18 protein-coding genes and 2 pseudogenes are annotated in these 22,046 nt (G+C 63.7%); 7 read left to right on the forward strand and 13 right to left on the reverse strand.

Translation table 11 applies throughout. The features are described 5' to 3' along the window. Nucleotides 1–11: 11 nt before the first annotated feature. The 7 genes and pseudogenes from NKL04_RS22625 to NKL04_RS22660 form a co-directional block, all read right to left on the reverse strand. Nucleotides 12–1,451 carry an aldehyde dehydrogenase family protein gene (locus NKL04_RS22625; RefSeq protein ID WP_023702350.1) on the reverse strand — a complete coding sequence of 480 codons (1,440 nt, stop codon included), beginning with the start codon at nucleotides 1,449–1,451 and terminating at the stop codon, nucleotides 12–14. A gap of 168 nt (nucleotides 1,452–1,619) precedes the next feature. After that, nucleotides 1,620–2,105: a hypothetical protein gene (locus NKL04_RS22630; RefSeq protein ID WP_023702351.1), complete on the reverse strand. Its 486-nt coding sequence runs from the start codon at nucleotides 2,103–2,105 to the stop codon at nucleotides 1,620–1,622. A 98-nt stretch (nucleotides 2,106–2,203) separates the two neighbouring features. Next, nucleotides 2,204–3,085 (reverse strand): ABC transporter permease, encoded by an 882-nt coding sequence (locus NKL04_RS22635; RefSeq protein WP_023702352.1) that lies wholly within the window; start codon nucleotides 3,083–3,085, stop codon nucleotides 2,204–2,206. Then, nucleotides 3,082–4,041, reverse strand: coding sequence for an ABC transporter permease (locus NKL04_RS22640; RefSeq protein ID WP_023689971.1), 960 nt, complete (start codon nucleotides 4,039–4,041; stop codon nucleotides 3,082–3,084). Before NKL04_RS22640 ends, NKL04_RS22635 begins: the two co-directional genes overlap by 4 nt. Before the next feature lie 37 nt (nucleotides 4,042–4,078). Next, nucleotides 4,079–5,721 (reverse strand): annotated as a pseudogene (locus tag NKL04_RS22650) (ABC transporter substrate-binding protein). Nucleotides 5,722–5,756: 35 nt separating this feature from the next. Then, nucleotides 5,757–6,533 carry a DUF427 domain-containing protein gene (locus NKL04_RS22655; protein ID WP_023702355.1) on the reverse strand — a complete coding sequence of 259 codons (777 nt, stop codon included), beginning with the start codon at nucleotides 6,531–6,533 and terminating at the stop codon, nucleotides 5,757–5,759. Between the two features lie 15 nt (nucleotides 6,534–6,548). Beyond that, nucleotides 6,549–7,907, reverse strand: a complete 1,359-nt coding sequence (locus NKL04_RS22660) for an LLM class flavin-dependent oxidoreductase (RefSeq protein ID WP_023668832.1) — start codon at nucleotides 7,905–7,907, stop codon at nucleotides 6,549–6,551. A gap of 191 nt (nucleotides 7,908–8,098) precedes the next feature. Between NKL04_RS22660 and NKL04_RS22665 the strand changes: the two genes are divergently transcribed. The 7 genes and pseudogenes from NKL04_RS22665 to NKL04_RS22695 all read left to right on the forward strand — a co-directional run bounded on the left by NKL04_RS22665 (nucleotide 8,099) and on the right by NKL04_RS22695 (nucleotide 15,050). Further along, nucleotides 8,099–8,362 carry an ATP-binding cassette domain-containing protein gene (locus tag NKL04_RS22665; RefSeq protein ID WP_280938723.1) on the forward strand — a complete coding sequence of 88 codons (264 nt, stop codon included), beginning with the start codon at nucleotides 8,099–8,101 and terminating at the stop codon, nucleotides 8,360–8,362. Continuing rightward, nucleotides 8,326–9,900, forward strand: a complete 1,575-nt coding sequence (locus NKL04_RS22670; RefSeq protein WP_280938724.1) for a dipeptide ABC transporter ATP-binding protein — start codon at nucleotides 8,326–8,328, stop codon at nucleotides 9,898–9,900. Before NKL04_RS22665 ends, NKL04_RS22670 begins: the two co-directional genes overlap by 37 nt. A 298-nt stretch (nucleotides 9,901–10,198) precedes the next feature. Beyond that, complete coding sequence (locus NKL04_RS22675) at nucleotides 10,199–11,434, forward strand: ROK family transcriptional regulator (protein ID WP_023702359.1); 1,236 nt, start codon at nucleotides 10,199–10,201, stop codon at nucleotides 11,432–11,434. A 14-nt stretch (nucleotides 11,435–11,448) separates the two neighbouring features. Beyond that, a complete protein-coding gene (locus tag NKL04_RS22680; RefSeq protein WP_023702360.1) occupies nucleotides 11,449–12,528 on the forward strand; it encodes a Gfo/Idh/MocA family protein in 1,080 nt (359 codons plus the stop codon). Next, nucleotides 12,528–13,364, forward strand: a complete 837-nt coding sequence (locus tag NKL04_RS22685) for a sugar phosphate isomerase/epimerase family protein (protein WP_023702361.1) — start codon at nucleotides 12,528–12,530, stop codon at nucleotides 13,362–13,364. Before NKL04_RS22680 ends, NKL04_RS22685 begins: the two co-directional genes overlap by 1 nt. Next, nucleotides 13,361–14,161: an alpha/beta fold hydrolase gene (locus NKL04_RS22690; RefSeq protein ID WP_023711279.1), complete on the forward strand. Its 801-nt coding sequence runs from the start codon at nucleotides 13,361–13,363 to the stop codon at nucleotides 14,159–14,161. The genes NKL04_RS22685 and NKL04_RS22690 overlap by 4 nt, the downstream gene beginning before the upstream one ends. A gap of 11 nt (nucleotides 14,162–14,172) precedes the next feature. Beyond that, nucleotides 14,173–15,050: pseudogene (locus tag NKL04_RS22695) on the forward strand (ROK family protein). Nucleotides 15,051–15,075: 25 nt separating this feature from the next. On the opposite strand, the gene NKL04_RS22700 reads toward NKL04_RS22695, so the two are convergent. The 6 genes from NKL04_RS22700 to NKL04_RS22725 all read right to left on the reverse strand — a co-directional run bounded on the left by NKL04_RS22700 (nucleotide 15,076) and on the right by NKL04_RS22725 (nucleotide 21,870). Then, nucleotides 15,076–16,074, reverse strand: coding sequence for an ABC transporter ATP-binding protein (locus NKL04_RS22700; protein WP_023702497.1), 999 nt, complete (start codon nucleotides 16,072–16,074; stop codon nucleotides 15,076–15,078). 30 nt (nucleotides 16,075–16,104) lie between these two features. Further along, nucleotides 16,105–17,166 (reverse strand): Gfo/Idh/MocA family protein, encoded by a 1,062-nt coding sequence (locus tag NKL04_RS22705; protein ID WP_023702498.1) that lies wholly within the window; start codon nucleotides 17,164–17,166, stop codon nucleotides 16,105–16,107. Nucleotides 17,167–17,416: 250 nt separating this feature from the next. After that, nucleotides 17,417–18,256, reverse strand: coding sequence for a carbohydrate ABC transporter permease (locus NKL04_RS22710; RefSeq protein ID WP_023668842.1), 840 nt, complete (start codon nucleotides 18,254–18,256; stop codon nucleotides 17,417–17,419). Nucleotides 18,257–18,481: 225 nt separating this feature from the next. Further along, nucleotides 18,482–19,411 carry a carbohydrate ABC transporter permease gene (locus NKL04_RS22715; protein ID WP_023702499.1) on the reverse strand — a complete coding sequence of 310 codons (930 nt, stop codon included), beginning with the start codon at nucleotides 19,409–19,411 and terminating at the stop codon, nucleotides 18,482–18,484. A 241-nt stretch (nucleotides 19,412–19,652) separates the two neighbouring features. Then, nucleotides 19,653–20,912 (reverse strand): ABC transporter substrate-binding protein, encoded by a 1,260-nt coding sequence (locus NKL04_RS22720; RefSeq protein ID WP_023702500.1) that lies wholly within the window; start codon nucleotides 20,910–20,912, stop codon nucleotides 19,653–19,655. A 1-nt stretch (nucleotide 20,913) separates the two neighbouring features. After that, nucleotides 20,914–21,870 (reverse strand): N-acetylmuramic acid 6-phosphate etherase, encoded by a 957-nt coding sequence (locus NKL04_RS22725; RefSeq protein WP_023702501.1) that lies wholly within the window; start codon nucleotides 21,868–21,870, stop codon nucleotides 20,914–20,916. Nucleotides 21,871–22,046 lie beyond the last annotated feature (176 nt).

Here is a 22,046-nt window from a genome sequence, read left to right on the forward strand (position 1 = left end):
ACACCCGCCGATCAGCCGGCAAAGGTATAGGCTGTCTTCACCGTTGTGTAGAACTCCGCGGCGTAGCGGCCCTGCTCGCGTGGGCCGTAGCTCGAGCCCTTGCGGCCGCCGAATGGAACGTGAAAATCGACGCCCGCCGTCGGCAGATTGACCATCACCATGCCGGCCTCGGAATTGCGCCGGAAATGCGTGGCATGCTTGAGGCTAGAGGTGCAGATGCCGGAGGTCAGGCCGAAGGGCGTGTCGTTGGCAACCGCCAGCGCCTCGTCATAATCCTTGACACGGATGACATTGGCGACCGGCCCGAAGATTTCTTCGCGCGAAATGCGCATGGCGTTGGTGCTCTCGGTGAACAGCGCCGGCCTGAGGTAGAAGCCGGGCGTTTCGCGATCGAGCCGCTCGCCGCCGAAAGCGAGGTTGGCGCCTTCCTGGCTGCCGATGGCGATGTAGTCCTCGTCCTGCTTGAGCTGGCTCGCATCGACGACCGGTCCTATCTGGGTCTTGGTGTCGAGCGCATCGCCGATGACGAGCTTTTCCAGGCGCTCCTTGAGCGCGGCGACGAAGCGGTCGTGAATGCCTTCGGTCACCACCAGGCGCGACGAGGCCGTGCAACGCTGGCCGGTCGAGAAATAGGCGCCGTTGATGGCGCATTCGACCGCCGTGGCGAGGTCGGCGTCATCAAGCACGACCATCGGGTTCTTGCCGCCCATTTCGAGCTGGAACTTGCGCATATGCTCGACGCTTGCGGCGGCGACGCGTTTGCCGGTGCCGACCGAGCCGGTGAAGGTGATGGCGTTGAGGTCGGGGCTGTCAAGCATGGCCTGGCCGACCACCGAGCCCTTGCCCATGACCAAATTGAGCACGCCTTTCGGCAGGCCAGCGCGGTGCAGGATGTCGACAATGGTCCAGGCGCTCTCCGGCACCAATTCGGCCGGCTTGAAGACGATGGTGTTGCCGTGGGCCAACGCCGGCGCGATCTTCCAGGTGGGGATGGCGATCGGGAAATTCCACGGGGTGATGATGCCTACCACGCCGACGGCTTCGCGGGTGATCTCGACGCCGACGCCCGGGCGCACGCTGGGCACCAATTCACCCGACAGGCGCAGCGTCTCGCCGGCGAAGAAGTCGAAGATCTGGGCGGCGCGGATGGTCTCGCCAATGCCCTCGGCCAGCGTCTTGCCCTCTTCGCGCGACAGGGCGCGGCCGATCTCTTCCTTGCGCGCCATGATCTCGTCCGACGCCTTTTTCAGCACGGCATGGCGAACCAGCGGCGCCGAACGCGACCAGGCCGGGAAAGCAGCCTTGGCCGCCGCGATGGCCTGCTTGGCCTGTTCGGCACCGGCCGAGGCATATTCGCCAACGACATCCCCCGTGTTCGAGGGATTGATGTTGCGCGAGCCGGCTTCGCCCACCCACTCGCCGTCGATCAGATTTTTACGAAACAGGGTCATGTCGCAGTCTTCCTTGTAATGGTTCGCTGGCGGTGCCGTATGCCTGAATCATTTATCAGACAAATGACGACACTGTGAGGCCTGAAGTCTAGCTGCGGACTGGATAGCCGATGGCGCGCTGCTGTGAAAGCCGCGACCTCAAAACGGACGATATGAAGCAGGCCGCTGTCAGCTCGGAAAAGTCCAGAACAGGCAAGCCAGCGTTGCCGCGGCGAAGATGACGAAGAACAGGCTTCTGAGCAGGATGTTACGGCGCAGCTCGTTCACGGTGAAATGACAGCCGACGATTGCCGCGGCAAACAGAAAGCGCCAGTTGAGCAGCGCCCATAACACACTGCTCTGGCCGAAGGCCCAGCGGGCGACGAGGCAGCCGACAATGGTCGCGAACAAGGCGATTACCGCCCAGAACAGCGCGTCCGCCGCATGGGTGAGCACGATGCCGGCGGCGCGGATCGGCAGGATCATCATCAGCATGGCGCTGAAGAAATAGACGGCGGCGAGCGGCAGGAACGAGCCAGCATCGGCGATGCCGTCCAGCCGCCGGACCCCGATCGCGCCATAGGGATAGCCGTGCCGGGCAACCGCCAGGCTGAGCGCCATGAGCAATGCGGTGAACACCGCGACCAGTGCGAATGTGGAGAGAGCCTTGCTCATGCCGTTCCTTGTTCTGATGCCCTATCCGGGCCGAATCACAAGGAGCGATTTTAGCGCACGGTCCTGAATTGCGCGTCAGCTTTGGTGAGCGCCGATCTTCACCGGTCGCTGTTTTCGAAGGCGCCCATGCCTTGCGCGATCAGATTGGTGGCCATGACCAGCGAGACGATGGCCGCCGAGTTGAAGATCACCACCCACCATTTGCCGCCGGTCAGGAAGCCGTAGCCGTCGGCGACCGCCAGTCCCCAATCGGCTGAGGGAGGCTGGATGCCGAGGCCGAGGAAGCTCAGCGTGGCGATCGAAAAGAAGGCGTAGCCAAGCCTTGTGACCAGCTCGATGAGGATGGTTTCCCTGACATTAGGCAGGATCTCGAGGAACATGATGGAAAGAGCGCTCTCGCCGCCGAGACGGGCGGCGCTGACATAGTCGCGGTCGCGCTGTTCGCGCACGGCGGCGCGCACCGTTCGCGCCACCAGCGGCGCATAGGCGATGCCGATCACCAGGATGACGGTGAGGTTGGACGGCCCGAGCGCGACCAGCGTCATGGTGACGAGCACGATGAAGGGAAAAGCCATCAGCGTGTCGAGCAGCCTGGCGCCGATGGCGTCGATCAGCCCGTCGAAATAGCCGAGCACGAGGCCAAGCACACTGCCGGCGGCTACGCCGAGCAGGGTTGCTGCCGGCGCGACCAGCAGGATGTCACGCGAGCCGACGACGATGCGCGACAGCACGTCACGACCGAGCTGGTCGGTGCCGAACCAGTGCGCCGCGTCGGGCGGCGCCAGCATGACGAGGAAATCCTCGGCATAGGGATCGTAGGGCACAAACAGGCTGCCGAACACGGCACAGCCGACCCAGAACAGCAGGATCAGCGAGCCGATGATGACCGAGGGCGGCAGCTGCGAAACAGTCTCGCGGATGCGACTTGCTGCCCGCCAGCGCAGCGTACGGCGCTCCGGCAATTCCATCAGTTCCATCATGGCGAGACACGGCGGCGCTGCCGCGGATCGAGCAAGGCATTCACGAGATCGCCTGCCGCGGCCGACAGCACGAAGATGGTCGCCATGACCAGCACGCCGGCTTCGAGCATCGGGAAGTCACGCGACTTGGCGGCGTTGAGCACCAGATTGCCGAGACCCTGTATGCCGAACAGGGCTTCGATGACCACCAGACCACCCAGCATGTAACCGGTCTGGGTCGCGAGCACGGCGATGGTCGGCGTCAGCGCATTGCGCAGCACGTGCCGGATGAGTATCTCGCGACGCTCGAGGCCCTTCAGGACGGCGGTGCGCGTATAGTCGGCGGCCAGCGCCTCGATCACGCCGGCCCGCGTCATGCGGGCGATGTAGCCGGCAAGGTTCAGCACCAGCGGCAGCGCCGGCAGGATCAGATAATAGCCACTGACCCACAGCCCGGCGCCATCGGGAGCAGCGCCGGTGATCGGGAACCAGTTCAGCCACAGGCCGAAGACGATGAGCAACAGCAGGCCGGAGACGAAGTCCGGGACGATGCCGAAGGACACGCCGGCGAGTACGATCAGGCGGTCGATAAAGCGGCCCTGGTTGAGACCGGCGACGATGCCGGCGCCGATGCCCAGCGGCAACAGAAAGACGAGGATAATTCCGGCAAGGGCCGCCGAGCGCTTGAGGCTTTCCAGAACGAAGGGCGCCACCGGCAAACGCAGCGACAGGGAGGTGCCGAAGTCGCCTGACAGCACGCTGCTGAACCAGTGCCAGTATTGCACGAGCACCGGCTGGTCGGCGCCGAGCTGCCTGTTCAGCGCCGCGACGGCCTCGGCATCGGCGAACGGCCCGAGCATGAGGCGGCCGACATCGCCGGGCAGGACCTGCCCGGCGAAGAACACCAGCATGCTGACCAGCCACAGCGTGAGCAGAAGCGAGGCTGCCCGCACCGACACAGTGCGGCCGGTCAGCATCGGATTGTGGTGCCCGGAGTGGCTGGACGTCTCGCAATCATGCCTGGGCGAACGTCACGCGGTCGAGCAGCAGATGCGAGATTGCCGTGAAGCGGACGCCCTCGACCTTCGATGAGACGATCCGGCTGTATTGCGAGAAGTAGCTGATGATCAGCGGCGTCTCGTCGAGCAGCAAGGTCTGGATCTTGCCCGCCGCAAGGCGTTGCGCCTGAAGGTCGCGGGCCTTGCCGTATTCGAGCAGCAACCCGTCATAGGCCGGGTTGTTGAAATGCGCCGCGTTCCAGGCGCCCGAGCTCTTCAGCGTGGCATTGAGGAAGATGTCGGGCGTGCCGCGATGGCCGAAATCGGTGATGCCGAGATTGGATCGAGCCATGGCGACGAGCCGAACTTCGCCGAGCCATAATAGGCGTCCTGCGGCAGCACGTTGAGTTTGATGTCGATGCCGGCCTTCTTGGCAAAATTCTGGATCAGCACGGCATAATCGGGAATGTCATAGGCGCGCTCGGTGGTCAGCGTCACCGGGAAGCCGTTCGGCACGCCGGCTTCGCCAAGCAGGCGCTTGGCCTCGGCGATGTCCTGCTTGCGCTGCGGCACCGACGGATCGGCCGAGGGGAAGATCGGCGCGAACGGGGTGTCGTTGCCGACAATGGCGCGGCCCTTGAGCAAGCCCTTGACCACCGCCTCGCGGTCGATGGTGAGCGCCAAGGCGCGGCGAATGCGCTTGTCGGTGAACGGCGCCTGGTCGGTCCGCAGATGCACCTCGTCATGCGAACTTGCCTGCACGCTGAGCAGCTTGAAGTTGGGATTGCCCTCGATCGCCAATTCCAGCCGGGTCGTGCTCGGGACGACGTCGAGCTGGCCGGCCTGCAGCGCCAGCACCTGCGCCTGCTCGTCGTCGAAGAACTTGATCTCGACGCGGTCGGGCAGCGCCTTGTCGCCCCAATAGTCTGGGTTGCGCACGAAGCTGGCGCCCTGCTTGGGGCGGAAGGATTCGAGCTTGAACGGGCCGGTGCCGTTGAAATTCTTCTCGAAATCGCCGGCATAGTCGGCCGGCAGTATTACGGCGTTGTAGACGTCGGAGGAGACATAGAAGGGGAAGTTGCTGTTGGGCCCGTCGAGATCGAAGGCGACTGTCTGGTCGTCGACGACCTTGGCGCCGCCCTTGGACAGGATGCCCTTATAGGCAGACAAAGCGGACGAACCGCTGGCCGGATCGACCAGCCGCTCGAAGCTCGCCACCACATCCTTGGCGGTGACGGTGCGGCCGTCGTGGAATTTCACGCCCGGCCGCAATTTCAAGGTCCAGCGGCTGGCGGTCTCGTCGGCCTCCCACGACAGAGCGAGCTTGGGCTGCAGACCGTCCTTGGGATCGTCGAGGATGAGATATTCGCCGACCTGGCTGATGACGCCGATGCTGGCCGGATCGGTGATGGAGACGGGATCGATCGCCTTGGTCGGCTGTCCGAGCCCAACGCGGACCGTGCCGCCGGCGCCGGCAGCGCGCGCCGTGCCGAAACCAGCAGGTCCCTGCGAGGCGGCAAAGCCGGTGAGGCCGATCAAGGCTGCGTATTTCAGCAGATCGCGGCGCTTGAGGAAGCCGGCCTGGTGCTCATCGACGGCGACGTTCCAGATGTCGCCGGACAGATTGCGAAGCGTATCGATGTGGTTGCGTTTGGTCATTCTGAAACCCCTGTCTGAAATGACTGTTGAATGGCTTAAGCGACTGGTTCGCCGTCGAGATGGATGCGGTCGACGGCTTGCGGGTAAAAGGCGATGAGGCCCCTGATCTTGGGCATTTCGGCAATGGGATCGCGGTAGCTCCAGGCGACATCGGGGCTCACCGAGCCGTCGGCGCGCCGGCCCGACCAGTAGGAGGCGATGCCCTTGTAGGGACAGCGCGTCGTGCTGTCCGAGTCGACCAGACGGTCGAGCCTGACATCGTCCGGATGCAAATAGAAACGCGTCGGCAGATGCGTTTCGAACAGCAGCACCGGGCGATGGCTGTCGGCGATCACTTCGCCGTCGAACCAGATCTGGACATGGCTTGAACTCTGCAGAGCGTCGATGCGGGCGTATGGGTCGCGGGCGTGGACGAAGACTTCTTCCTCCTCCTCGAACCATTGGTCGACCGCTTTCCAGGTGAAGGCGATGCGGCCGGCCAGTGGCGACAGGCTTTCATCCTGCGGCGCGACAAACGACCAGGCCGCATTGGGAGAAGCTTTCGATCCCGTCTCCAGGTCCCAATAGGTGGTTTCGCCGCCGACTGGATGCGGCTGGCGACGCTCGGACGGCTTCAAGAGCGAGCGGTCCACCGAGGAGGCCGGGAAGAAATAGATCGGCAGAAAATGGTTGGAGCGCAGCACCAGGACGTTGCGGCTGTCGGCGATGGTGCGGCCGGCGAATTTGACCCGAATGCGCTTGGGGCTGTGCAGAACATTGATGAGCTGCGGAGCCGTGGCTTCGCGGGGCTGAAGTTTTGGCGCTCCGGTCATATCAGTTGCCCCAAGTCAGGATACGGCGCGCACATTGTCGCGCTGTTCGGCGAAGCGGTTGGCCGGCCGAGCCAGGCCGAAACGATCACGCAGCGTCCCCGGCGCATATTCGGTGGGGAATACGCCGCGGCGCTGCAGTTCCGGCACGACCTGCTCGGCAAAATTCACCCAATCCTCCGGGAGCAGCGGGAACATCAGGTTGAAGCCGTCGGCGGCACCTGCCTCGAACCAGTCCTGCAGCTGATCTGCGATCTGGTTCGGTGTGCCGACGACGGTCGGCACCGAACCGCTGTTGGCGAGCTTGCGAGCGATCTCGCGCAGAGTGAGGTTCTGCTTCGACCATTCCTTGACGCGATTGAGCGAGGTGCGGCCGCCATTGAAGGTGCTCTCGTCCGGCAGCGGCGGCAGCGGGCCGTCCGGCGGATATACGGAGAGATCGACGCCGCTCCAGCTCGAGAGAAGGTCGATGCCGACCCTATCGGGAAGCAAGCTCTGCAGATACTCCTGCCGCTCGCGTCCCTCCGCTTCGGAAGCTGCGACGATCGGCAGGATGCCCGGCAGGATCTTGAAGCTCTCGGGCTTGCGACCGTAACGGGCGAGGCGCTCGTTGATGTCCTGCCTATATTTGATGCCGTCTTCCTTGGTGCTGTAGATGGCAAAGTGCGCATCGGCGTGCGCGGTAGCGAAATTCTTGCCGTCTTCGGACGAGCCGGCCTGGACGATCAGCGGATGGCCCTGCGGCGGGCGCGAGACATTGAGCGGTCCGCGCACCTTGAAGTGCGGGCCCTTGTGGTTGATCGCATGGACCTTGTCGGGATCGGCGAAATAGCCCGATGCCTTGTCGATAAGCAGGGCTTCGTCTTCCCAGCTGTCCCACAGCGCCTTGACGATATCGAGGAATTCGGTGGCGCGCTCATAGCGAAAGGCGTGCTCGATATTGCCGTCGCGGCCGAAATTGCGGGCCTCCTCGTCCATGGCCGACGTCACCACATTCCAAGACGCCCTGCCCTTGCTGATATGGTCGAGCGAGGCAAACATGCGGGCGACATTGTAGGGCTCGCTGTAGGAGCTCGAGGCGGTCGTGATGAGGCCGATATGCCTGGTCACGCCGGCAAGCGCCGACAACAGCGTCAGCGGTTCCAGGCGGGCATTGGCGTAATGGGCTACGCCGCTCTGTACGGAATCCCAGATCGCGACATGGTCGGCGACGAAGATCGTATCGATCCTGGCGCGCTCGGCAGACTGGACGAGATCGCGGTAGAAGTCGAAGTCGAGCACTTCGCGGCCCGGCGCGCGCGGATGGCGCCACGACATGCGATGATCGCCCTGCGGGTTGAAGAAAAACGCGCTGAGGATCATGTGGTCGCGTGCCATGTCGGCCTCCTTGCAGAACTGCTCCAAGGGACCGTCGCGACGCCTCGACCGGCTGCGACAATCTCTCCTGAGCGATGAAAGGTAGATTGCGCTCCAGCTTAATTCGAGTAATTTTATAGAGATTGTGCGTTGCGAAAGCGGAAGCGATTGCCCTTGAAGGCCGCGCCGAAAGAAAGTGGTTTCAGCAAGACATGTCGTCATCGGTTCTGAAGGTCGAGCAGCTCACCGTCGCCTATGATGGACGCCGGGGATCGCATCCGGCCGTCGACGGCGTGTCGCTCGCCATCGGCGAAGGCGAAGCGCTCGGCCTTGTCGGCGAGTCCGGATCGGGCAAGAGCTCGGTGGCTCTCGCTATTCTGCGCTATCTGCCGCGCAACGCCCGGATCGCCGCGTCGCGCTCGAATTCCAGGGTCGCGAGATCCGCAGTCTCTCCGGCGAGCAGCTTCGCCGGCTAAGGGGCGATCGCATCGCGGCTGTCTACCAGCATCCAGGTGCGGCGCTCAATCCGGCCATGACGATCGGCCGGCAGATCACCGAAACGATCATGCGGCATCGCCAGGTTCGGCAGGACGAAGCACGCACCCGCGCCGCCGAACTGCTGATCCGTGTCAGGGTGAGCAATCCGGAACGGGTGCTCGATCTCTATCCGCACGAATTGTCGGGCGGCATGCAGCAGCGCGCCAACATCGCGATTGCCATTGCGCTCGACCCGTCGCTGCTGGTGCTGGACGAGCCGACGACGGCGCTTGACGCCAGCGTCCAGTCCGAGATCGTCGCCATCCTGCAGGACTTGCGCCGCGATCACCAAACCAGCGTTCTGCTGATCAGCCATGACATCAACATGGTCCGCCGGGCCTGCGATCGGGTGGCCGTGATGCAGTCGGGGACGGTGGTCGAAAGCGGCATCGCCAACGATGTCTTCGAGAACCCTGTTCACGCCTACACCAAGGCGCTGATCGCCTCGATCCCGGCGCTCAACTTCACCAAGCGCGACGGCAGGCTGGCCGAGATGCACACAACCGGCCCGTCGAAGCCTGTCCGCAGCGATCAACCGGAAGCCGCACGTCCGATCGCCGTCGCCTGCAAAGGCATCAGCCACGCCTTCGGCTCCCAGGCCGTCCTGCACGATATCGACCTGGAGATAGCCCAGGGCGAGACGTTCGGGCTGATCGGCGAATCCGGCTCCGGCAAGTCGACATTGGCAAGGATCGTGACTGGCCTCCAGACGCCGGACGCTGGGTCGGTCGAGCTGTTCGGCAGCACTGTCGCGCCGCGCGTCGAGAAAAGAAGCCTGAGCGAACGGCGCGACGTGCAGATGGTGTTCCAGTCACCCGACCGCACGCTCAATCCGCGCCAGCGGATCGGCAGGATCCTCGGCCGTCCGCTGCGGCGGCTCGCCGGCTTTGGCCGCAGCGAGGTGAAGCAGCGTGTCGCCGATCTCCTGGCCTCGGTTCGTCTTGCCGCTACGACCGTCGACCAGAAGCCGAGATCGCTGTCTGGTGGCCAGCGCCAACGTGCGGCGATTGCGCGCGCCTTTGCCGGCGCGCCGAAGCTCGTGGTGCTGGACGAGCCAACCTCTGCGCTCGACGTTTCCGTGCAGGCGACCGTGCTCAATTTGCTCAACGACCTGCAGCGCGACAAGGACACCACCTATCTGTTCATCAGCCACGACCTCAGGGTGGTGCGCTATATGGCCGACCGGATCGGCGTGCTTTATCGCGGCCGGCTGGTCGAGACCGGCTCATCCGAGCAGATTTTCCGTGGCCCCAACCACCCCTACACGAAGCTGCTTCTGGCCGCGTCCTCGGATGAGACGGCGCCGAAGGCTCCGGCTCAGCTCGACGTCGCGGCACACGATGCCGAGACCTCCGGATGCCCCTTTGCCGCCCGCTGTCCTGTCGCGCTGCCCGATTGCCGAAAGGCGCAACCACCCGTCAGGCAGGCCGGCGACGGTCATCTGATCGCCTGCTGGAGAGACGGCGACGATCTCTGATCGCAAAGCGGGCCAGGCTGACCGACAAGCCTGCATTCGAAGAGATGTCCCCATATTGTGAAGGATTTCGGTGCCGTCCGCGCGCTGGACAATGTCTCGCTCGACATCATGAGGGCGAGGCTTTTGGCCTGGTGGGTGACAATGGCGCTAGAACCGGCATCGCATCCTCCCATGTCAATTTGTAAGTTTTTGATACAAATTATCGTTTGAAACTTGGGTCAACAGATTCAGAACGCCGAACATTTTGTTACAGTGCGCCCCGTTTGACCCTTTCAAATCGCATAAAAAATCTATTAGTATGGCAATCAAACAAATCGCGGAGGAAGACGTGCTGGTGTCGACCGATCTTCGGCCGAATGAAACGCGGGCCCTTGCGGCGCTGTTTCGTGCCGGCGCGTTGAGCCGGGCGGCGCTCGCACGCGATCTCGGCCTGACCCGGTCGACCACCGGCGCCCTGGTGCTGGGACTGATCGAAGCCGGTCTGGCGCGCGAGCGCTCGGATGAAGGGGATGACGAGCAGGACGGCGAGGGCCGGGTCGGCCGCCCCGGAATCCTTGTCGAGATCGAAGGCAATGGCGGCTTCTTCCTTGGCGCCTATATCGGCGTCAACTGGATCGCTGCCGTGGCTGTCGACCTTGCTGGCACGCAGCGTGCCGCAGCATCGAAGGCCTTTGCCGGCCCGGGTAGTACGCCTGCCGCTGCAGTCGCCATCATCGAGGAACTCGTTGGCGATGTCCGATCGCAATTGCCTGAGAGCACGCGCCCCTACGGGCTCAATGTCGCCGTGCCCGGCTTCCCCGCCGCTGATGGCGTCTCATACCATGCCACCATCCTTGGCTGGCACGGGGTCAATCTGGCTGAGCTTTTGGGCAACGCCTTTGGCGACGATTTTCCGATCCTGCTGGAAAACGATGCCAATGCCGTCGCTGTGGCCGAGACATACTGGGCGCAGCCGGGAAAGGACGATGAGGATGCGCTGATCATCCTGATCGAGAACGGCGTCGGCGGCGGCATCATCAATGCCGGCAGGCTGCATCGCGGCCGGCTCGGCGGCGCCGGCGAGATCGGTCATTTGCGCATTGGCGACGAAGGTTTTGTCTTCGACGCCAAGCGCCCGGGCCGGCTGGAATCATATGTCGGCAAGGATGCTTTGCTGGCGCGCTATTTGCACATAAGCGGGCGGCGCGCCGGCGTGGATGAGTTTGTCGCAGCGCTGGCCGGCGGCGATCCGGCAGCCGTCGCCACCGCGCGCGACTGGGCGCTGTGGTTCGGTCGCGGCCTGGCGACGCTTGCCTGCACCTTGCAGCCGGAGCGCATCATTCTCTCCGGCTCGGTCAATGCCATCTATCCCTTTGTCGCCGAACAGGTGGAAGCTTTCCTCTCGGGCTTCCTGGCTGAAGGTTATCCCGTTCCCACGGTCGAACTGTCGCGCGTCGGCGCCGACGGTCCGGCATTGGGCGCTGCCTGTCTGCTGCATCAGGCAGCTTTGTCGGGCGATCCGCAATTTCAACTTCGCGGCCTCGCCGCGCGCTAATCAGGAGAGATTCCATGCCTCGCAAAGACGAAAAGCGGCTGCGTGTCGGCGTGCTCGGCTGCGGCCCGATTGCGCAGGCCGCGCATTTCGAATCCTGCACCAAGGCGCGCAACGCCGACCTCTATGCCATCTGCGATGTCGCCGACGATCTGCGCGACAGGATGGCCGCGACCTACGCGCCCGAAAAATCCTATGCCGACTACGGCCAGATGCTGGCCGATCCCGACCTCGATGCCGTCATCATCGCGACCTCGGACACGTTCCACGTCAAGGCCGCCGAACTGGCGCTGGATGCCGACAAGCATGTGCTGTGCGAGAAGCCGCTGGGCGTTTCGGTCGAGGAAGTCGAAGGCTTGCGGGCCGCACTCGACAAGAGCGGCAAGGTGCTTCAGGTCGGCCATATGAAGCGCTTCGATCCAGGCATCCAGGCGGCAAAGGCCTTCGTAGATAACGAGATGGGCGAGCGTCTGGCATTCAAGGGCTGGTATTGCGACAGCACCCACCGCTACCCGATGACCGATGCGGTGCAGCCGCTCATCATCACCAGCGCCAAGGCACGCAAGCCCTCCGTCAATCCCAAGGCGGATCTGCGCCAGTATTATATGCTGGCGCATGGCAGCCATCTCATCGATACGGCGCGCCATCTGCATGGTCCGATTGAGGCGGTCGAGGCCCGGCTCACCGAGCGCTACGGCGCCTATTGCTGGTTCGTCACCACCATCTTCGCCGACGGCACGATCGGCCATCTCGACCTGACGGTCGCCGTGCGCATGGACTGGCACGAAGGGTTCCAGATCTACGGCCAGAATGGCAGCGTTCTCGCGAAGACCTACAACCCCTGGTACTACAAGAGCAGCGAGGTCGACATTTTCCGCGAGGCCGATGGCAGTTGGCATCGGACGCTTGGCGCGGATGGCCACTTCTATCGCCGGCAGCTCGAAGGCTTTGCCGATGTCGTGCTGAATGGCGCGCCGATGATCGGCGCCGGCATCGAGGACGGCATCGCCTCGGTCAGGGGCATGGCGGCCATAGCCCGCTCGGCCGCTGCCGGCGGCCGCGCCGTCCGTCTGGCCGATGTCGACGGGGTCGTGTGATGCAGCTTGGGATTTTCGCCAAGACCTTCGCCACCACCGGCGCCTTGCCGGTGCTGCGCGCGGTCGCGGACGGCGGCTACACGGCGGCGCAGTTCAACATGGCGTGCCTTGGACTGCCGTCGATGCCGGACAGCATCGAGCCGGATGCGGCCCGGTCCGTCGCTAAGGCGAGCGGCGAGGCCGGCGTTTCGATCGCGGCCGTGTCTGGAACCTACAATATGATCCACCCGGATCGCTCGGTTCGTGTGTCAGGTCTTGCTCGGCTGGAGGTGCTGGCTGCGTCATGCGCTGACATGGGCACCCGCCTGATCACGCTGTGCACCGGCACAAGGGATGCACAGGATCCGTGGCGCTGGCATCCCGACAATGCAAGCGAGGCGGCATGGAGCGATCTGCGGACGGAGATGGAAGCGGCGATCGCGATTGCCGAGCGCTTCGACATCGAGCTCGGCATCGAACCGGAACTGGCCAATGTCGTCTCCAGCGCGCGGGCCGCTCGCCGGCTGCTCGACGAGATGAACAGCGCGCGGCTGCGCATTGTGCTCGACCCGGCCAATCTATTCGAAGTGGCGGACAGCGCGGAGCGTCACCGCCTGATCGACGAGGCCGTCGATCTGCTGGCTGCGGAGATCGGCATGGCCCATGCCAAGGACCGCAATGCCGATGGCAGTTTTGCCGCCGCCGGACAGGGCGTCGTCGATTTCCCGCATTTCATCGGCTGCCTAAGAGCCGCCGGGTTCGACGGCCCCCTGATCACGCATGGCCTGACAGAGGCCGAGGCGCCCGGCGTCGGCGCGTTCCTGCGCAATGTCCTGGAAGCGAGCGACGACACGTGAAAAAGACCTTCAGCCGAGATGGCGTCGACCTTGCCTACCGGGAGGTCGGCACGGGCCTTCCCGTCATCTTCCAGCATGGGCTGGGCGGCGATGAGGCGCAGGTGGCCGACGTGTTTCCCGATCTGCCGGTGACGCGGCGCGTGACGCTCGAATGCCGTGGCCAGGGCGGATCCGGCTACGGGCCTGTCGAGCAGCTTTCGATCGCGACGTTTGCCGAGGACGTCGATGCACTGGCCGACGATCTCGGCCTCGGCCCGGCCGTCGTCGGCGGCATCTCGATGGGCGCGGCGCTGGCGCTCCGCCTGGCGGTGCACAGGCCGGCGCGGGTGCGGGCGCTGGTGCTCGCCCGGCCTGCGTGGGTATCCCAGGCTGCACCGGCCAATATGAGGCCCTATGCCGTGGTCGGCGATCTCCTGATGCGCCATTCGCCTGACGCCAGGCGTCTGTTCGATGACAGCGCAGTTGCCGCAGAGCTAGCGAGGCTGGCGCCGGACAATCTCGCCAGCCTGCAAGGCTTCTTCAATCGCCCGGACCCGGTTCTGTTCGGTAGGTTGCTGGTGGCGATCGCGGGCGATGGTCCGGGCGTGAGCGAGGCGGACATCCGCGCTATCGCGGTGCCGACCCTTGTCATCGGCCATGACCATGACCTCGTCCATCGACTGGACGACGCACAGACGCTGGCCGGGCTCATCCCGTCGGCCCGGCTTTGCACCATCACAGCCAAATCGCAGGATCGCGCCGCCTACCGGCGGGAATTCCGCGCCTGTCTTTCGGAATTCCTGGAAGCGCTGGCATGACGCATCAAACGATGGAAGACACGATCGCCGTGGTCGAGATCGGCGGCACGTCGGTCAAAGTTGGCTTTGCCGACCACGGCATCCCGGTGGATTTTGCCCGCACCTACCCGACCGCGCAACTGCGCCAGGGCGCGCCTGTGGCGGGGTTGGCCGATGCGGTCACCGCAGCCTGCCGCGATGCCGGGCTCAAACCTGCACGGGTCGTTGCGACGGTGCCTGGGTTCATCGACCGCGACTTCGACACGGTGCTGCACACGGCCAACATTCCCGAGCTGAACGGCATCCGGCTGGGTACGGAACTGGCATCGCGGCTCCGCGCTCCCGTGCGGCTCGAACGCGACGTCGTGCTGCAATTGCTGGGTGAAAGCGTCGCCGGCGCAGTGAAGCGGCAAAAGGAAGTGCTGGCGGTCTATCTCGGCACCGGCATCGGTGCGGCCTATCTCGGCAAGGACGGCATTTTCAGGGGCGGCGGCTGGGCGCTGGAATCGGCCATATGCCGATCTACCGGCCTGACGAAAGCGGACCGCCAAACCGCGTCGAGACCTACGCCTCAGGGGCAACGCTTGTCGAACTCGCGACAGACTACGATATCCCGGTTGCCGAGCTGTTTTCGGCGACCGGGCAGCCGCCGTCGCTGCGCGAATGGCTCGATGAGATCGTCTGGCAGCAGGCGGTGACCATCGCAACGGCAGCCGCTTTGTTTTCCCCGCAGACGATCCTGATCGGTGGCGGCATTGTCGACATGAAGTCCTATCCCCGCCAGACGCTCAAGCAGCGTATCGCGGAGAGCCTGCCGCATTCGCTTGTTGTCCAGCCTCTGGACATACGCTGGGCCGCCCTGGGCTGGCAGGCGGCCATTCACGGAGCGGTGCTGCTCGGCGCTGCATGATCGCTCTGGCGCTGCGGGCAGAGGATTACTTGATCGTCTTCCCGTCCGCCCCAAACCGGTACGTCTTTCCCGGCTCGGGCGTCGCATAAAGCGTGGCGCCCGGCTCCGCGTCGTAGACACCGAAAATACGCACCGTGATCAGCCCGGCCTTGTCGCAGTCGAGATAGAGGTTGGTGTCGGCGCCGAGATGTTCGGCGTGCACGACCGTTCCCTTCCAGGCGCCGGACTTCGGATCGACGGTCAGATGCTCCGGCCGCACGCCAATCGTCTTGGCCGTTTCCCCCAGCCTGGCGCCGTCGATGAAGTTCATCTTCGGTGAGCCGATGAAGCCGGCGACAAATTCATTTGCCGGCGAATTGTAGAGTTCCATCGGTCCGCCGATCTGCTCGATCTGGCCGGCATTGAGCACCACGATCTTGTCGGCCAGCGTCATCGCCTCGACCTGGTCGTGGGTGACATAGATCATCGTCGCCTTCAGCCGCCGGTGCAGCTGCGCGATCTCCAGGCGCGTGTTGACGCGAAGTGCTGCATCGAGGTTCGATAGCGGCTCGTCGAAGAGAAAGAGTTTTGGTTCGCGCACCACGGCGCGGCCGATGGCGACGCGCTGGCGCTGGCCGCCGGAGAGTTCGGCCGGCCGCCGCTCGAGATAGGGCTCCAGCGACAGCATCGACGAGGCTATGCCGATGCGGCGCTCGATCTCTGGGGCGGGCGTGCCGGCCTGCTTCAGGCCGAGACCCATATTGTTCTTCACCGTCAGATGCGGGTAGAGCGCGTATGTCTGGAACACCATGGCGATGCCGCGTTTTGCCGGGGGCGTGGCCGAGACATCGGCGCCGTCGATCACCACCCTGCCGGAGGTCGAATCCTCCAGCCCGGCGATGACCCTGAGCAAGGTTGACTTGCCGCAGCCAGATGGGCCGACGAAGACGACGAATTCGCCGTCGGTCACTTCGAGGTTGATGCCTTTCAGCACCTCGACCGGCCCGAAGGCCTTCTTCACATTCTCGATTACCAGCGAGCCCACGGCTTCGTCCTTGTTCTAGAGTTTGCCCTACTAGAGCTTAACTGGGGCGCCGCTGCGCACGCTCTCATCGGCGGCAAGGCAGACGGCGAGCGATTTGACCGCGTCGTCCATGTGGCGGGTCAGGTCGATGTCTTCCCGGATCGCCTTCAGCACGAAGGCCTGTTCAAGGTCGCAGAGATCCTGGTGGCCGGGTTCGCCGTCCATCGACAGCATCTCGTCCGGCCTGGCGAACTTGCCGTCCGCGCCGGTCGCAGCGCTGTGCAGGCGGATGGTCGAGGTCTTGGTGTGGGTGTCGATGTCGTCGGACTTCACACCTTCCTTCATCACGATCGACACGCAGCCATTGGGCGAAATCACGTCCTTCACGAAGAACGCCGTTTCCGAAATCATCGGTCCCCAGGCGGCTTCGTACCAGCCGACCGAACCGTCATCGAACAGCACCTGAAGATGGCCGTAATTATACATGGTCGGCGCGATCTCCTCGGTCATCCGCAGACCCATGCCGCGCACCTCGACCGGCTTGGCGTCGGTGATCTGCAGCATGACGTCGAGATAGTGCACGCCGCAATCGACGATCGGCGACGTCGTCTGCATCAACTGCTTGTGCGTCTGCCAGGTCGGGCCTGACGATTGCTGGTTGAGGTTCATGCGGAACACGTAAGGGCCGCCAAGCTTGCGCGCCTCGGCGATCAGCCGGACCCAGGACGGGTGATGGCGCAGGATATAGCCAATCACCAGCTTTCTGCCATTGGCCTTGGCCGCCGCGACGACGCGCTTGGCGTCCGCCACCGTCGTTGCCAGCGGCTTTTCGACAAAGACGTGGCAGCCGGCCTCGAATGCCTTCACCGCATAGTCGGCATGGCTGTCGGAATAGGTGGCGATGCAGGCAACATCCGGCTTTTCATCGCGCAGCGCCTCGTCGAAGGAGCGCCTGATGCCATAGGCCGACAGCCCGTCCGGTAACGGCACGTCGGAGCGGTTGATCAGCGCCGCGATCTCGAAGCCCGGATTGTTATGATAGGCCAGCGCATGGCTACGCCCCATATTACCGAGGCCTGCGACGACGACGCGAAGGGGCGATTTAGAGGTCACCTAACTACTCCAGATGTTCCAGTTGTTCCTTCTGAGAGGGCGTCACCCCACCCGGCGCTTCGCGCCGACCTCCCCATCGAGGGGAGGTAGGACGTTGGCGCGAACACCCTCACTGCCAAAGAAGCTTCTCCGAAAGTCGCCCTTTGGCGGTCGTGAATGAAGCCACGACCTTTTACCTCCCCTTGATGGGGAGGTCGGCGCGCAGCGCCGGGTGGGGTGAAGGCTCCAGCAGAGATTTGTAGGGCTCCGCTCACTTGACGGCTCCGGATGTGATGCCTCGGATCAGCTGCCGCGAGAAGATGACGTAGAGGGTCAGCACCGGCATGATCGCCAGCGAGAGTGCGGCCAGGATGGCGTTCCAGTTGGTGACGAACTGGCCGAGGAACAACTGCGCGCCGAGCGTCACCGTCTTGGTCTCTTCCGACGGCGCCAGGATCAGCGGGAACCACAGATCGTTCCAGATCGGGATCATGGTGAAGACGGCGACCGTCGCCATCGACGGCCGCACCAGCGGCAGCACCAGCCGAAAGAAGATCGTGTATTCCGACAGCCCGTCGATACGGCCGGCATTCTTCAGATCGTCCGACACCTGCTTCATGAATTCCGACAGGATGAAGACGGCCAGCGGCAGCCCTTGCGCGGTGTAGACCAGGATCAGCGCCGTCAGCGTGTTGACCAGCCCGCTCGCCACCATCAATTGCAGGATGGCGACGGTGCCGAGCCGGATCGGGATCATGATGCCGAGCGCGAGGTAAAGCCCCATCAGCGTGTTGCCGCGGAAGCGGTATTCCGAGAGCGCGAACGCCGCCATCGCGCCGAACAGAAGCACGAAGAACAGCGAGGCGACGGTGACGACGAGGCTGTTCTGAAAATAGTGGATGAAGTCGCCCTGCCCGATCACGGTGGTATAGCCGATCAGGTCGAAGGTCTTTGGCGTCGGCGGCGTCAGCGGTTCGCTGAAGATGCCGGCGCGGGACTTGAACGAATTCATGATGACCAGGATCACCGGAAACAGCGCGATCGCCGTGTAGGTCAGCAGGATCGCGTGGGCGCCGATGGTGCGGGGCAGCGAACGAGTGGCGGTGCTCATTGGAAGGTCTCCTGACGAGCCAAGGCAGGCGAGGTTGGCGCCAAGGCACCCCCTCTGTCCTGCCGGACATCTCCCCAGCAAGGGGGGAGATCAGATGCCGCGACTGCTTTCGCCAATCGCCAACGTTGCAAGCCGAGCGGCAAGGCCAGAGCTGCCAATCTCCCCCTTGCGGGGGAGATGGCCGGCAGGCCAGAGGGGGTGTTCAAGCTCGACATCTCGCCCCTCTCAGAACTGGTAGCGACGCAGGCGCGTCTGGACGAGGAAGAGGTAGACGCAGACGCCGCCGAGGATGATCAGGAACATCATCGTGGCGATCGCCGCACCCATATTGGGATCGCCGGTCTGCAGCTGGAAGCCGAAGAAGGCGCGGTAGAGGAAAGTGCCCAGAATATCGGTCGAATAATTCGGCCCGGCAAGCGCCCCTTGTGCGGTGTAGATCAGGTCGAAAGCGTTGAAATTGCCGACGAAGGTCAGGATCGAGATGATGCCGATCGAGGGTAGGATCAGCGGCAGCTTGATCTTCCAGAACTGAGACATGCCGGTGATGCCGTCGCATTCGGCAGCCTCGATCACCTCTTCGGGGATCGACAGGAGTGCTGCATAGATCAGCATCATCGGAATGCCGACGAACTGCCAGACCGAGATCAGGCTGAGCGCGGTCAGGGCATATTGTTGTTTGCCGAGCCACGGCGTGAACAGGCTTTTCAGGCCGACCAGATCCATCAGATGCGGCGCCACGCCCCACAACGGCGACAGGATCAGTTTCCAGGCGAAACCGACGATGACGAAGGACAGGATGGTCGGCACGAAGATCGCGGTGCGGTAGAAGGCGGCGAATCTCAGCCTCGGGCTGGACAGCAATGCCGCCAGCATGACACCGATCGGGTTCTGCACCACCATGTGGATGATGAAGAACCAGGTATTGTTCCGCAGCGCGTTCCAGAAGCCGACCGACCAGTTGGGGTCGCCGAACAACGTACGGAAATTAGTGAAACCGACGAACACCTGATGCTGATCGACATTGCGGAACAGCGACAGCTGCAGCGTGCCGGCGAGCGGCAGGATCATGATCGCCGTATAGACCAGCAGCGCCGGCGCCAGGAAGACGCCGATATGCCAGCGGAACGGTCGCTTCGGTCGTGTTTGTGCGGCCATGAGTGCGGTCCCCGCCGATCAGGTTTAGCAATGCCTTCGACGGCAGCGCTGCCCCTCACCCTTACCCTCTCCCCGTGAAGGACGGGGAGAGGGGGCGCCTGCGTTTCGGCTGATCCTTCTCCCCGTCACTATACGGGGAGAAGGTGCCGGCAGGCGGATGAGGGGCGGCGCCGTCGTTCGCAGTCGATGATGCTATCGAAAAACGCAGGGCCGTCCACTTGGGGGCCTGTCTGTCCTGAGCTTACTTGCCCGGCTTGTACCAGCTGTCGAGGCCGTCCTGCAGCTTCTTGGCGGCAGCTTCCGGCGTGTCGGTGCCGTTGATGACGTTGGCCGATTCAACCCAGGTTTCGTTCTCGAGGTTCGGCGTGCCGCGCGACAGGATCTGGTAGGTCGAGCGGATCGTCGACTTGCACTTGTCGCGCCAGGAGACGAATTCCTGCGCCAGCAGGTCTTCCATCTTCACCGGGGTGGAATTTAGGCTGAAGAAGCCCGGCAAAGCGTTGGCGTAGATGGTGGCGAAGTCCGGCGAGGCGACCCAGGACAGGAAGGTCTTGGCCGCGTCGGCATTCTTCGACGCCGCATTCAGGCCCATGCCGATATCGGTATGGTCGGAGATGTAGTAGGTGTCGCCGGCCTTCTCGACCGGCGGCGGGAAGGCGCCCATCTTGAACTGCGCCTGGGTGTTGAACAGGCCGATCTCCCACGATCCCGCCGGGTAGATGGCGGCGCGGCCAAGCGTGAACAGGTTCTGGCTGTCCGGATAGGTCTGGGCCTCGAAGCCGTCGCCGAGATAAGGCTTCCACTTGGCCAGTTCCTCATAGGGAGCAACCCAGTCCTTGTCGGTCAGCTTCTGGTCGCCCTTGATCAGCGCTGCGCGGCCCTCTTCGCCCTTCCAGTAGTTCGGACCGATGTTCTGATAGCCCATGGTCGCGGCTTCCCATAGGTCCTTGGTGCCCATGGCCATCGGGATGTAGGTGCCGTCGGCCTTGATCTTGTCGAGCGCGGCGAAGAACTCGTCACGCGTCGTCGGCACCTTGAGGCCGAGCTTGTCGAAGGCGTCCTTGTTGTAGATGAAGCCGTGAATGACCGAGGCCATCGGGACGCAGAAGCTCGCCTTGCCGTCGTCGGTCTGCCATGCCGCCTTGGCGACCGGTGAGAAGTTCTCCATGCCGGGCAGCGAAGACAGATCGGCAAGGTTGCCCTTCTTGAACAGTTCGAGCGATTTGTCGAACGGGCGGCAGGTGATCAGGTCGCCAGCCGAGCCGGCGGCGAGCTTGGCGCCGAGTGCGGCGTCATACTCGGTCGGCGCCGACGGTGCGAACACCACTTTGATGCCCGGGTTCTTGGCCTCAAAAGCCGGGATCAGCTTGTCCTTCCAGATGGCAAGGTCGTCGCCGCGCCAGCTTTCGATATTGAGCGTTACGTCATCGGCGTGAGCCAACCCGGCGGTGCCGAGAATGCTGGTGCCGAGAAGCAGTGCCGTCAGTAATTTCGTTGTCATGCTAGTCTCCCTGTTGACCTTTTTCAGGTTCGGTTTTGAGAACAGGGGCCTTCGCGCCCTTGTTCCCCTCGATCGCGGAAAGGGCCGGCCGCAGCTTCTGGCCGGTCCCTTCCAGTATCTTCTCGGCCGCAACGGCGTTGGCAGCGCCGGCGGCGAGCAGAATGGCTGTCTTGACGACGCCGCCGCTCGCTTCGAGCAGCCGCACGGCGTCTTGCCGGTCGCGGCCGCTGATAGCGGCGACGATGCGAGCCGCGCGGTCGCGCAGCTTGATGTTGTCGGCGGTGAGATTGACCATGTAGCCGTCATGGACATGGCCGAGATGAATGGCGGTAAGCGTCGACAGCATGTTGAGCGCGATCTTCTGGGCAGTGCCGGCGCCCATGCGCGTCGAGCCGGCAATCACCTCCGGTGGCGTCTCGAGCAGGATGGCGACGTCGGCCAGCCTGAGCAGGGGCGTGTCCTTGTTGTTGGCAATGGCGATGGTTGCCGCGCCCCGGCTGCGCGCATCCTTCAGCGCCTGCACCGCATAGGGCGTCGAGCCGCTGGCCGAAATCGTGATCAGGCAGTCGCCCTTGCCGATGCCGGCGCCGGCAATTGCCGTCGAGGCTTCGTCGGTGTCGTCTTCCGGTCCGCCGGCCAGGGTCTTGAAAGCGTCGTCGCCACCGGCGATGAGGATGGCGATGCGTTCGCGCTTGATGCCGAAGGTGCCGGGCAACTCCAGCGCGTCGGCCAGCGCCATCAGGCCGGAGCTGCCGGCCGCAGCATAGGCGAGCTTGCCGCCGCCGTTCAGCCGCTCGGCGATGATTTCGGCTGCGGCGGCGATGGCGGGAATGGCGTCGCGCACAGCCTTGGCGGCCTCGATCTGCGCATTGACCAAAGAAGAAAGGATGGCGTCCGGGGCCTGGATGTCCAGTCCCTCGGCATTGCTGTGAAGCGCTTCGGTGCGCGGTTCGGTCATCCCTGTCCCTCCGATGGAAGAACAATACCAAAAAAATACCACTTGTCCACACGCATTAACGAAATTGCGAACTGGAAATCGTTGAGCCGGCAAAATTCCCGGGTTTTTCAACCTGATACGCCTTAATCTTTTTGAAACGGAAATTAATCCCTTGGCTATTGGTATTTTATTGGTAT

It is taken from the genome of Mesorhizobium sp. C264A (assembly GCF_040324515.1).
GTDB lineage: Bacteria > Pseudomonadota > Alphaproteobacteria > Rhizobiales > Rhizobiaceae > Mesorhizobium.